A 13,194-nucleotide genomic window follows, 5' to 3' on the forward strand; every position below is an offset into this window, starting at 1 on the left:
ATTCCGTTTTAATCTGGCGATTAACCTGGCCAGCGACGGGAGATAAATATGGTCCAGATAAGCGCAACAAATGCCGGGATCGCACCAGCATATCCAATATAATCCATTGATAAATGAATACTAATTTCACTTCCTAGTAATGCGCCTGCACCAATACCAATATTAAAAATCCCTGAGTATATCGACATCGCGACATCGGTAGCATCTGATGCCAGTGCCAGGACTTTGACCTGTAATCCCAGGCCAATAATCATAATCGCGATGCCCCATATGATACTCAGGTACATCAGATGATCAGCGTTCCGCGATGCTGATAACAACAGCAACAAGCAGATCAATAACAGCGCAATAGCGATATTTATTAATCCAGAAGCATGATGATTGCCTAATTTACTGAACAGAATACTGCCGATAATCCCGGCAGTACCCAGTAATAGCAGTAGCAGGGTAGCAAAATGGCTGTTCAAATCAGCTACCGTCTGGACAAAGGGTTCGATATAGCTGTAGGCCGTATAATGTGCCGTCACCACGATGACAGTTAACAGGTAGATACTCAGCAGATTAGGCCGGTGAAATAACACGGGGACACTTTTTAATGATCCTGAATGCTCGCTTGGTAGTGTAGGCAGCAGTTTATGCAGGCAGATAAGTGTAATTAATGCGCCAAGAGCAATGACCAGAAAGGTAGTTCGCCAGCCGAAATATTGTCCGATGACTCGCCCGATCGGAATGCCAAACACCATTGCCAGCGCTGTTCCTGTCGCGATAAAACTCAGCGCCTGGGCACGTTTACCCGCTGGTGCCATACGAATAGCCAGGGCGGCAGTGATTGACCAGAAGACCGAATGAGCAAAGGCAATGCCGATACGGCTAATAACCAGGACATGAAAGTTCCAGGCGAACACCGATAATATATGGCTGGCCGTAAACAGGATAAACAGACCAATCAGTAAACGACGTCGTTCTATGTGACTGGTCAGTAGCATGAGTGGCAGAGACATTAAAGCAACGACCCACGCATAGATAGTTAGCATGATACCTACCTGTTCGCTTTTCATGTCAAAGCTATCAGCGATATCAGATAACAGACCAACCGGTGCAAATTCAGTGGTATTAAAAATAAACGCAGCGACCGCAAGCGTAAACACCCGCAACCAGGCGACCCGTCGTGAAACCATATTTGTCATTATCGCTCCTGAACTGAGGGGGTGGCATAGTCAATAAGTCTGGAGACATAGAATGTTGTATAGAGTAGCATAGTGCAATCGTATCGTGATGACTTCATGAAAAGACAGGCTTGTTATTCAGCAACAGATCCCTTTGCGGAGCAGAAAATGTCTTTGACGTATCTTCAGGCCTGTTTGTTGGCTAAAAATGGCGTCTGGCGATCAGCCAGGCACCTGCCACCAGCATTACTGCACCACACAGTGGCCCTGACAGCTCCCGCCACGACAGATTATGCGCACGTACTAAATCTATCGCCAGACCACCGATAAGCTGACTGGCAATCAATAAAGCAATGGTCGTTGCGGCACCCATATTCTGATAGCCGCTAATACTGGCAAAGACAAAAAAAGAACCCAGTAAACCCGGAAGTAACGTCCACCATTTGATATGGTCTGCCAGTTCCTGAATCCCGGCGATACCACGGTACACTAATAAGAAAGTAATAAAAATCACTATACCGACTAACGAGTTAAGCAGCATAGCGATCAGTATCGTTGATGCAGACTGCGTAATGCGCACCATCAGCATGTTTTGTATTACCAGTCCCACTCCAGCGGCAATAAGGCAAATCAATGTCAGTGGTTGATTCATACAACAGCATCCGGCGAGGGATAATGATCAAGTCGTCGTTGCATAAAGGTCAAATCGAGCCAGCGGCCAAACTTAGTCCCCACCTGCGACATTTGCCCGCTAACCACAAACCCCAGTGTCTGATGCAGATGTAAAGATGCGTGATTTTGTGCTTCGATAGCGGCAACCATAACATGCTTATTTTGTTGACGCGCCTCGTCAATAAGCGCCATCAGTAAAGCGCGTCCCGTGCCTTTGCCCTGGAAATCGGGATGCACATAAACAGAATGCTCCACGGTATGACGAAAGCCATCAAATGCACGCCAGGGGCCAAATGAGGCGTAACCAGTGACGACGCCGTTTTGTTCACTGACCAGCACAGGAAAACCAGCTTGCTGACGTGCTTCAAGCCACGCGATGCGGTTTTCGCTGTCAACAGTTATCTCACTCCAGAGAGTGGCAGTATGTAACACGGCATGATTGTAAATTTCAGCAATAGTTGCACAGTCTTCTTTGCAGGCATAACGAATTGACATAAGCAAATCTCAATGTTGCACAACATAGTGTTATGACAATAATCGAGTCGCCAGGCTAAAGCAATCGACCTTTCATTAAGGGCAGAATGACAGGATGGTATGACAATCGCATTTTCTGCTCGCAATGACCAAAAAAAGACTCTCTTTTATACAAAATAATAATTATTATTCTCATTCGCGTTGCGCGAACATCACTGTATGTCGTGCAGGCGATGTCAGGTAAAAATAAGAGCCTATCCCATTAGGCTATTTTACTTGCCATTTTGGCCCTGGGCAGTGCTCGAAATCCTCACGTACGACCTGTACGCTGCGGTTTCTCCGCACTGTCCGTGTCCAGACTGGCTGCGTCAATAACGCCTGGTGGGATAGGCTCTAAATCAAGATAATTATTCAGGGGAATTGCTATGTCATTACGTTATGTGTACGCATCCTGTCGGTATCGATTACTGTTAGTTAGTATTTTGTTACTGTCAGGCAGTTTCAATAGCTATGCGTCGGATGAAATGTTGCGTAAAGCGGTGGGGATGAATGCATTCGAAATGGCTTACAGCCAGCAGGAAAATGCACTGTGGGTCGCAACAGCACAAAGTCGTTTGCTGGACAAAGGGGGGATTGTGTATCGTCTTGACCCAGCCACACTGGCGATCACACAGATTATCCATAATGATCTCAAACCTTATGGCGCAGCCATCAACAATGCCACGCAAACGCTATGGTTTAGTAATACTACCAGTAGTGCAGTAACAGCAATTGACGCGAAAACGGGTAACGTAACAGGTCATCTGATACTTGATAAGCGTAAGCGCAGTGAAACGGTCCATCCGCTGGCACCACGTGAGCTGGTGGTCAATGAAAAAACGAATACCCTATATATCGCCGGAATTTCCGGTAGTGGTGAAGAAAGCGTGATCTGGGTCGTTGACGGTGAAAAGCTCAGGCTGAAAAACACGATTACTGGTGTGGGGTTAATCGCGACGGGCATGGCGATCGATGTTAATGCGAAGCGCCTGTATAGCACCAATTTTGCTGGTGAACTGGTGACGATTGATAGTGAGAACCACAAAGTGTTGAGTCGTAAGAAGCTACAGGATGATGATAAAGAGCATTTCTATCTTAATCTGAGCCTCGATACAGCTAAGCACCGTGCTTTTATTACAGACAGTCAACAGCCGGAGATGCTGGTTATCGATCTTCGCGATAATAAAATTTTGCATAAAATTGCTGTCCCCGAATCGCTGGCGGTGTTATTTAACCCAGTGCATAATCAAATTTATGTCACACATCGTCAGACAGGGGAAGTGAGCGTGATTGATGGCCAAACCTTGCAGGTAATAAAAACATTAAAAACGCCGACTCACCCGAATAGCCTGGCACTTTCCGCTGATGGCAATACACTGTATGTGACGATAAAACAGGCATCCTCAATGGAGCAAGAAGCAACTCAACCCGATGACGTTATCCGTATTGCGCTATAAGTCGTCAAAGGCGGTTGTAAAACAGCTAATTGGTTAACTTTTCATAAAGCCGGAGGAAAATGATACTTTTCCTCCGGCTTGTTGATCGGATGTCTTGAAATTATGCGTCGGGTGAAGAGCGGTGTATTTCCGTGACACGCTTACGGACACCAAACCAGCCTGCGTATAGCAGCACGGCAAGTAACGGAATAGACGCGATAGTATACGTGCCATTCGGGAAATCCCAGGCCATCAGCACCAGCACGCTAAGCAAAAACAGCAGTGTCAGCCACGCGGTGAAAGGGGCGCCCGGCATCTTAAAACTGACATCAGCCACTTTTCCTTCTTTAATGGCCTGACGTAGCCGCATCTGACAGACTACGATAAAACCCCAGGAGGCAATAATTCCCAGTGAGGCAAAATTAAGGACGATTTCAAAAACCTGTTTCGGTACCAGGTAATTCAGAAACACCCCGACAACGTATACCGCCAGCGTGGCGATAATTCCGGCATAGGGCACATGATGGCGGCTCATCTTTGACATAAACGCGGGTGCCGATCCGCCCATTGACATTGAACGCAGGATACGTCCTGTGCAGTACAGACCCGAATTCAGACTGGAGAGCGCGGCAGTTAACACCACAATATTCATCACGCTATCCATATAAGGTACGCCAAGTTTTGAAAAAAAAGTCACAAAGGGACTTTGCCCGGCTTGATAAGCATTCCACGGTAGTAACAGAACCAGTAACAAAACAGAGCCGACATAAAACAGACCAATACGCCAGATAACACTGTTGATCGCACGCGGCACGATTTTCTGCGGATCTTTACATTCACCGGCAGCGGTACCAATAAATTCGATAGAAGCAAAGGCGAACACTACCCCTTGAATAAGTACCAGTGCGGCGATCAATCCATGCGGGAACAGACCACCGTTATCAATAATCAGATGTAAGCCGGTATCATTACCGTCCAGTGGCTTACCACTGCCAAGGAATAGCACGCCGACAAGCATAAAGATAACGATCGCCAGTACCTTAATTAAGGCAAACCAGAATTCCATTTCAGCGAACCATTTCACGCCAATCATGTTCATGGTGCCGACAATCGCCAGTGCGGCGAAGGCAAACACCCACTGGGGAATATCGCCGAAAGCGCCCCAGTACTGCATATACAAAGCCACGGCCGTGATATCGACAATACCGGTCGTTGCCCAATTGATAAAATACATCCAGCCCGCAACATAAGCGGCTTTTTCACCTAAAAACTCACGTGCATAGGAGACGAAGCTACCGCTGGAGGGACGATGTAATACCAGTTCGCCAAGAGCACGTAAAATAAAAAAGGAGAAAATGCCGCAGACCAGATAAACCAGAGCCAGTGATGGCCCGGCTATCTGTAATCGCGTACCCGCACCAAGAAACAGACCTGTACCAATAGCACCACCAATAGCAATCATCTGCATCTGACGGTTTCCCATCGCCTTGTGGTAACCGGATTCCTGAGAGTTAAGCCAGCGCCGCTTCGCAGCATGATGTTCTGCTGTGGTATTTTCATTTGTATTCATTAAGGCCACCTGTTTTCCAGTCAATATCTGCCAGCTGTTGATCTCACTGCTCTCTGATGTCAGAGATAAGCCGGGCAGGGTGCAATAGGTTGTATCACCTGTACCTGACATTTATGCATGAGGCTTATTTAAATATCAATGGCTTTATAATAAAGGGATTGCAGGAAGGAAGCGCCATTCAGCGGGCATGACTACACAGGATGCTAAAGCTTCATATTATATTGTCAAAGTGGATAAATTCCCGGTGATCATCATAACCACCGGGAGCAGACATTACAGATCGTAGCGATCAAGATTCATAACTTTTGTCCAGGCGGCAACAAAATCATGCACTATCTTCTGTTTTGCATCCTGACAGGCATACACTTCTGCCAGAGCGCGCAGAACTGAATTGGAGCCGAACACCAGGTCAACGCGGGTTGCGGTATATTTTAACTCACCACTTTTTCGATCCCGCCCTTCAAACAGCTCTTTGTGCTCATCAGTCGCCTGCCATACGGTATCCATACTCAGTAAGTTAACGAAGAAATCATTACTCAGAACGCCTACACGATCGGTGAATACGCCATGCTGACTGCCATCATAGTTAGCACCCAGAACCCGTAGGCCGCCGATCAATACAGTCATTTCTGGTGCGGTCAGTGTCAGTTGCTGGGCTTTATCAATCAACAATGTTTCTGTTGTAATACCACCGGCAATGCGACGATAGTTACGGAAGCCATCGGCCATTGGCTCAAGGTTATTGAACGAATGGACATCGGTCTGATCCTGACGAGCATCAACGCGGCCGGCAACGAAAGGAACACTCACCGGTACCCCGGCTGCTGCTGCTGCCTGCTCAATACCGACTGCCCCAGCGAGAACAATAATATCAGCCAGCGACGCTTTACCTGACGCGCGCTGTATAGCCTGCAAAGCGGGTAGTACCCTGGCAGCAATGGCATTGACTGGCCACTCTTTTTGTGGTGCCAGCGCCAGGCGTGCACCATTTGCGCCACCACGTTTATCACCGCCACGGAAGGTGGAAGCTGAAGCCCACGCAACGGAGACCAGTTCACTGACAGAAAGGCCTGCATCAGCGATCGCGCGTTTCAGTGCTGCAATATCATCTGCGTCGGGATGATGGATGGCAGGAGGTAAAGGGTCCTGCCAGAGCAGATCTTCTTTTGGCACTTCCGGGCCAAGATAACGGGATTTCGGCCCCATATCACGGTGGATTAATTTGAACCACGCGCGGGCAAAGGCTTCATTGAAAGCCTGCGGATCATTAAGAAAATGGCGGGAAATTTTATTAAATTCAGGGTCCAGCCGTAGTGTCAGATCTGTCACTAACATGGTGGGTTTGCGTTTTTTCTCAGGATCGAAAGGATCAGGAATCAAATCAGGGGCATCTTTGGCTTCGAACTGAATGGCACCAGCAGGACTCCGTGTCTGAACCCACTCATACTTAAACAGGTTCTCAAAGAAATTATTACTCCATTGTGTTGGTGTTTGTGACCAGACCACTTCCAGCCCTGACGTGATGGCATCATGGCCTGAACCACTGGCATAATCATTTGCCCAGCCGAGACCTTGCGCTTCCAGTGGCGCGGCTTCGGGCTCCGGGCCAACGTGGCTGGCGGGTGCTGCGCCGTGTGTCTTCCCTAATGTATGGCCCCCCGCGATGAGCGCAACGATTTCTTCATCATTCATGGCCATATTGCCAAATGTGGCACGTATGGCCGCTGCGGCAGAGAGGGGCTCGCCACAGGAATTAGGGCCTTCCGGGTTGACATAGATCAGCCCCATTTCGGTCGCCCCCATGGCCTGATAGGCCAGGCTCTCTGGATGGCGATGTTCAAGCCAGGTTTTTTCATTCCCCCAGTCAACGTCCAGATCAGGCTCCCAGACATCTTCTCGTCCGGCAGCAAAACCAAAAGTCCGGAAACCGGCATTTTCGAGAGCAACATTTCCGGCCAGCATATACAGATCTGCCCATGAAATTTTCTGCCCATATTTTTGTTTTATCGGCCACAGTAAACGACGGGCTTTATCCAGACTCACATTATCTGGCCATGAGTTCAATGGGGCAAAACGTTGCTGACCACGTCCGGCACCGCCCCGGCCATCGACCGTACGGTAGGTTCCGGCCCCATGCCAGGCCATACGAATAAACAAGCCAATGTAACTTCCCCAGTCTGCTGGCCACCACTCTTGTGAATCAGTCAGCAAGGCTTTCAGATCCGCTTTCAGTGCCGCATAATCGAGCGTTTTAAACGCTTCACGATAGTTAAATTGTTCGCCGAGTGGATTGGAGCGACTGGAGTGCTGGTTGAGCAGATCGACACGGAGCTGATTGGGCCACCAGTCACGATTAGTTGTACCGCTACCTGCGCTTTGGGTTGGCTTCGCCGTATGAAAAGGGCATTTTCCGGTCGAAGAGGGATTTGATGAATCGTCATGCATGCTCATATCAAAACTCCGCTTGTTGGTGTGAATGTCACTATCATATCCACTGTTTTTTGTGATAAATATTCGTATAAATCTACAGAATCAATAGTCATAATCTTCCATTCTGCCAAAAAGATCGCCTTGTGCCGGATGACTGATAATTGATAAATCAGGCCGTTATCGGTAAGTGTCAAGACAGTTGTCACCCCTGTTTAATTTAAACTGCCTGTTTTTCCCGTTCCGGATTTAATGTTACCGAGCCCTCCGGCTGCCAGTTTCTTGTCCTCCCTGACCCGCGCTCCGGATGCGCTTTCTGTGCCTGACGATACAGTTCATCACGCTGTTTCAGCAGGGCCCTGTCTTCACCACGATGCCGTTCTGCTGGCGTGACATAGCGTATTCCACTGTGACGGTGCTCTTCGTTATACCACCGGGTAAATTTCTCCACCCAGGTACGGGCATCCTCCAGCGTCCTGAACCCCGATGATGGCCACTGCGGCACATACTTCAGCGTCCGGAACAGCGATTCCACATACGCATTATCATTACTCACCCGTGGCCGACTGTGGGATGGCGTGATATTCAGCTCATGCAGTTTCACCTGCAGCGTCTGCGATTTCATCGCCGGACCGTTATCGGCGTGCAGGACCAGCGGCTGTCGCCAGCAGCCTTCCCGCATCACACTGCGCTGCATCAGGGCGGCTGCCTGTTCACCGCTTTCTGTCTCATGCACTTCGTAACCCGTGATTTTTCGGCTGTACAGGTCGGTTATCAGATACAGATAATACCAGCGGCCACTCACCACAGAGGGCAGCCAGGTGATGTCCCATGTCCACACCTGGCAGGGACCTGTCGCCGTAAAGGTCGTCGGGGCGGCCACCTTCTGCCGCCGGGCCTGACGTCCCCGCCGGTGAACCTCGCCGGAACGACGCAGTATGCGGTAAAAGGTCGATTCACTCGCCAGATAAACGCCTTTGTCTGCCAGACGCGGCACGATTTGCGACGGCGGCAGACTGGCATATTCAGGCTGATGACATATCTCCCGTATCTGCTGCTCTTCCTCAGGACTCAGGCGGTTAACCGGTACCGGTCAGACGGCCATCTTCCGGACTTTTTTGCCATCTTCTCCATGCCCTCAGACTGATTTTTCAGAGGAGGTGACAACTATCCTGACACTGAGGGCTATTTGCAAAGCACAATAATTCTATTATTAGGTTGCAATGGTGGCTGACAAAGGAAGAAATAACGGCATTTTTCTCTCTCTTAGCGTCCATTCCATGAGATGTTGTCGGCGCTGACCGTCTGGAGACGGACAGCGCGGAGAAGGTAGTATCTGAAAATTTCAGGCGCTGCCGGGGAACAAAATGGCAGGTAAAATAGCCTGATGGGACAGGTGATTAGTCTTGAGTATCCAGTGTCGCCAGTTCTTTATCAATAAAATAGAGCCCTTCGCCACTTTTACCGACCAGCTTCAGTTTATCAATAATGGATTTAAACAGTTTCTCTTCTTCATGTTGTTCTGCGACATACCATTGCAGAAAATTAAAACTGGGGTAGTCCTGATTTGACATCGCTGCGTGAGCCAGCTCATTAATTTTCTGTGAAATTAATAATTCATGATCATAGGTGATCCGGAAGAGTTCATCCAGTGATGCATATTCAGCAAAAGGCGAGGGGACCGTATTAATCCGTGGCAGGTTACCGGTATCAATGAGATAGTCAAACAGGCGCTGCATATGGCTCATCTCTTCTTGCGCATGGCGACGAAGAAAAGCGGCCGCCCCTTCGAAACTATGGTAATGACACCACGCACTCATTTGTTGATAAAGCAGGGATGAATAAAGCTCAAGATTCATTTGTTCATTTAATTTGTCGATCATTTCTGCTTTTAGCATATATTTACTCCCTAAATAAATGTCACAAAGTTTTCCGCAGCATTATAAATTGTTATTAGCTTATTTGCAAAATAACTCAGAGCATAAAATAAATATCAGAAATGTAAATAGGAATAAAAAGCATTGGCAATTGTAATAAGAGTAATCAATTATGATCAGTAAAAAATTCAGTCTGGCAATGGAAAATAGTTAACCGGTAGAAATCATACCGATGATCACAGAAAATAAAGCGCCTGAACCGCCAGAATTCATTGCTGATAAATAATGCGGGAAAGCGAAATATCCATAACGTGGGTGAAAATTCGGCAGGTCAGCTGTGAGAAAAACAGCACATAAAAGAGCAGGCTCGAAACGCGGTTATAGACCGTCACAATGCGGGACAAAACCGCTGGTTTTACTCGAGGGAAACCAGCAAAACATCGACCCCACAGTGACTGACAATGCTTTTTGCCGCGCTCGTGGCCCGGGAAAACAGGCTGTGATTATGATTGCCACAAACAACCAGATCAACCTGCTGCTGCAGGCAGAAGTCTTTAACAGAATCGCAGAGATCACCACTGGCAATGATCGCGTTATCGATCGGATACTTTGCCTCTTCCACTAGTCGGCAAAGGAAATGGTGGGTTTCTTCCTGCATTAAATCGCGCAGATTGTCCAGCATCGGCGCGGCGAACTGATTATATAACTCAGGGTCAGTATTGAGTGTTATCAGGCTTATTCTGGCGGCATAAGGTCGTGCGATAGAGACAGCTTTACTGACCAGCAGACTGCTTTCCAGCGTCGGGGCAACGGTAACCAGCAGGTGTGAGTAAGGCATCATAGCTCCTCAAGTGATATCTCATGACGTTGAATTTTACGCTACCACACAACCACCGCGTCTTGCCAGCTATCCGGTGTCCTTTTCTGGCGAGCGACTCACCCCGGCCTGTTAGCACTCTGTCGCCGGGGTGAAGCGGTCGGTTTTACATGCGCTCGACCGTTTCAATACCCAGGGTATCAAGACCCAATTTCAGTGTTCTAGCGGTCAGCTGTGCCAGTTTCAGACGGCTGTTACGTATATCCTCACTTTCCGCAGTAAGAATGGGGCAGTGTTCGTAAAATCCGGAGAATAACCCAGCCAGATCATACAAATAAGAACACATAACATGAGGTGTTCCTTCACGAGCAACAAGTGTCAGGGTTTCTTCAAATTGTAGCAAACGTACAGCAAGCTGCATTTCACGATCTTCCGTTATCAGCACTGGCGCTGTGTTCAGGATGGTTTCATCCACATCGGCTTTGCGGAATATCGATAACACACGGGTATAAGCATATTGCATATAAGGAGCTGTATTGCCCTCAAATGTCAGCATATTATCCCAGTCGAAGATATAATCGGTAGTACGATTTTTCGACAGATCGGCATATTTCACCGCCCCAATACCCACCGCATTAGCCAGTTTTTCCAGCTCATCGGCGGCCATCTCCGGGTTTTTCGCTGCGACCAGCCGACGTGCGCGCTCAAGGGTCTCATCCAGCAGTTCAGTCAGTTTTACCGTACCGCCAGCGCGGGTTTTAAAGGGCTTACCATCTTTACCGAGCATCATACCGAACATATGATGTTCCAGCGATACAAACTCAGGTACGTAGCCCGCTTTACGCACAATCGCCCATGCCTGCATCAAATGCTGATGTTGACGGGAGTCGGTATAATAAAGAATGCGGTCAGCATGCAGGGTTTCATAACGATATTTCGCACAGGCGATATCTGTCGTGGTGTAAAGATAGCCGCCATCCTTTTTCTGGATGATGACCCCCATCGCTTCCCCTTCTTTATTTTTGTACTCATCGAGGAACACCACGGTTGCCCCTTCACTCTCGACAGCCAGACCTTTGCTTTTCAGATCAGCGACGATCTCAGCGAGCATGGGGTTATACAGGCTCTCTCCCATGACATCATCGCGCGTGAGAGTGACATTCAGACGGTTATAAGTGGCCTGATTTTGTGACATGGTAATATCGATAAGCTTACGCCACATTTGACGGCAATATTCATCACCACTTTGTAGTTTGACGACGTAGCTCCGGGCACGTTCGGCAAAAGCGTCATCTTCATCGTAGTGTTTCTTTGCCGCACGATAAAAACTTTCCAGATCTGCCAGCGCCATATCATCGGCATTCTCTTGTTGCTGTTTTTCCAGATAGGCGATCAGCATCCCGAATTGCGTTCCCCAGTCACCAACATGGTTAGCGCGGATAACTTTATGACCAAGAAACTCAAGAGTACGTACAGCAGCATCACCAATGATAGTGGAACGCAGATGGCCGACATGCATTTCCTTCGCGACATTGGGCGCAGAGTAATCAACCACGATAGTTTGTGGGGAGGGCGAAGTGACGCCAAGGCGTTCAGACTGCAGTGCATCATTAATGTTTTTGGCTAAAAACTGGGGATCAAGAAAAATGTTAATAAAACCCGGTCCGGCAATTTCTACCCGCGTTGCGATACCCGTAAGATCGAGATGAGATAATACCTGCTCAGCAAACTGCCGTGGTGCCATTGCCAGTTTTTTCGCCACGGCCATCACCCCATTGGCCTGATAATCACCGAACTGGACTTTTGCTGACTGACGCACCTGAGGTTCGCAATCGGCAGGCGCACCTGCCGCAATCAGTGCCTGGCTGACTTTTTCTGAGAGAAGAGCCTGAATATTCACCAAAATACCTTACATTGAAAATGCGACCACCCGGCAAAGAGAGTGACGCAGAAAGAGAGATAGTGTTTGCCCGGAGTATACTGTATTTGCTTTCCGGCGTCAGTATTACTCATGTTATTGAACAAGCGACCTGGCGTAAATATCATTACACTCAAGTCGACCTTGATCGGCTGTTGGTTATCGTGGATAAAAGCGATAAATTAATATTCCTTATATTATTGGTTTGAGGTTAAACATGGCAAATTGGCAGCAAATTGATGAACTGTATGACATTGCCGCGGATTTGCCGCGTTTTAGCAAAGCGCTAAACGATCTCGCCGGGGGAGTGGGGCTCAATATTGCGCCGCTTGATGCCGATCATATATCGCTTCGCTGTCACCAGATCAGTACCGCAGAACGCTGGCGGCGGGGATTCGAACAGTGTGGTATGCTGCTTGCGGAAAAAACCATCAATGGTCGTCCGATCTGCTTATTTATTCTTAACAAACCCATCTGTGTTGCACACTGGCGTTTTTATATCGTTGAATTACCGTGGCCTGGCGAAAAACACTATCCCCATGAAGGCTGGGAACATATAGAAATTGTGCTACCTGGAGAGCCTGATTTACTGAGTGCGCGAGCGCTGGCGTTGCTCGCGGATGAAGGTCTGAAACAACCGGGAATTAACATAAAAACCAGTATGCCGCGGGCTGAGAACGAAAGCCTTGCCAATCCGACACTGGCAGTGACCAATGGCGATGTAACGATTAAATTTCATCCCTGGTCACTGATGCAAATTGTTACCAGTGAGCAACCTGCGGAAGAATAAATAAAAAG

The 13,194-nt window shown here is 48.2% G+C and carries 10 protein-coding genes and 1 pseudogene; 2 read left to right on the forward strand and 9 right to left on the reverse strand.

Annotated elements, in window-relative coordinates; translation table 11 throughout:
- Nucleotides 1-20 precede the first annotated feature (20 nt).
- The 3 genes from PT300_09890 to PT300_09900 form a co-directional block, all read right to left on the reverse strand.
- On the reverse strand, nucleotides 21-1,190 hold the full coding sequence (locus tag PT300_09890; GenBank protein MDF7680873.1) for a sugar transporter: 1,170 nt from the start codon (nucleotides 1,188-1,190) through the stop codon (nucleotides 21-23).
- 178 nt (nucleotides 1,191-1,368) lie between these two features.
- Nucleotides 1,369-1,818 carry a DMT family transporter gene (locus PT300_09895; protein ID MDF7680874.1) on the reverse strand — a complete coding sequence of 150 codons (450 nt, stop codon included), beginning with the start codon at nucleotides 1,816-1,818 and terminating at the stop codon, nucleotides 1,369-1,371.
- Entirely contained in the window at nucleotides 1,815-2,333 is a 519-nt protein-coding gene (locus tag PT300_09900; GenBank protein MDF7680875.1) for a GNAT family N-acetyltransferase, read from the reverse strand. Before PT300_09900 ends, PT300_09895 begins: the two co-directional genes overlap by 4 nt.
- Nucleotides 2,334-2,737: 404 nt before the next feature.
- Here PT300_09900 and PT300_09905 point away from each other — a divergent pair, with 404 nt between their 5' ends.
- Nucleotides 2,738-3,808: a YncE family protein gene (locus PT300_09905; protein ID MDF7680876.1), complete on the forward strand. Its 1,071-nt coding sequence runs from the start codon at nucleotides 2,738-2,740 to the stop codon at nucleotides 3,806-3,808.
- Nucleotides 3,809-3,908: 100 nt separating this feature from the next.
- Here the strand turns inward: PT300_09905 and ansP are convergent, their stop codons facing one another.
- The 6 genes and pseudogenes from ansP to argS form a co-directional block, all read right to left on the reverse strand.
- Entirely contained in the window at nucleotides 3,909-5,357 is a 1,449-nt protein-coding gene (ansP, locus tag PT300_09910) for an L-asparagine permease (protein ID MDF7680877.1), read from the reverse strand.
- A gap of 273 nt (nucleotides 5,358-5,630) precedes the next feature.
- Complete coding sequence (gene katG, locus PT300_09915) at nucleotides 5,631-7,808, reverse strand: catalase/peroxidase HPI (protein ID MDF7680878.1); 2,178 nt, start codon at nucleotides 7,806-7,808, stop codon at nucleotides 5,631-5,633.
- A gap of 196 nt (nucleotides 7,809-8,004) precedes the next feature.
- Nucleotides 8,005-8,877, reverse strand: a pseudogene (locus PT300_09920) (IS3 family transposase).
- A 307-nt stretch (nucleotides 8,878-9,184) separates the two neighbouring features.
- The gene (ftnA, locus tag PT300_09925; protein ID MDF7680879.1) at nucleotides 9,185-9,682 is read right to left on the reverse strand and encodes a non-heme ferritin; all 498 of its coding nucleotides are present in this window, start codon (nucleotides 9,680-9,682) and stop codon (nucleotides 9,185-9,187) included.
- A gap of 394 nt (nucleotides 9,683-10,076) precedes the next feature.
- Nucleotides 10,077-10,499, reverse strand: a complete 423-nt coding sequence (gene uspC / locus PT300_09930) for a universal stress protein UspC (protein ID MDF7680880.1) — start codon at nucleotides 10,497-10,499, stop codon at nucleotides 10,077-10,079.
- A 145-nt stretch (nucleotides 10,500-10,644) separates the two neighbouring features.
- Nucleotides 10,645-12,378 (reverse strand): arginine--tRNA ligase, encoded by a 1,734-nt coding sequence (gene argS / locus PT300_09935; GenBank protein ID MDF7680881.1) that lies wholly within the window; start codon nucleotides 12,376-12,378, stop codon nucleotides 10,645-10,647.
- 235 nt (nucleotides 12,379-12,613) lie between these two features.
- On the opposite strand from argS, the gene PT300_09940 reads away from it, so the two are divergent.
- Nucleotides 12,614-13,186, forward strand: coding sequence for a VOC family protein (locus PT300_09940; protein MDF7680882.1), 573 nt, complete (start codon nucleotides 12,614-12,616; stop codon nucleotides 13,184-13,186).
- The last annotated feature ends 8 nt before the right edge of the window (nucleotides 13,187-13,194 follow it).

The sequence above is a fragment of the Enterobacteriaceae bacterium ESL0689 genome (genome assembly GCA_029433525.1).
In the GTDB taxonomy this organism is placed as follows: domain Bacteria; phylum Pseudomonadota; class Gammaproteobacteria; order Enterobacterales; family Enterobacteriaceae; genus JAQTIF01.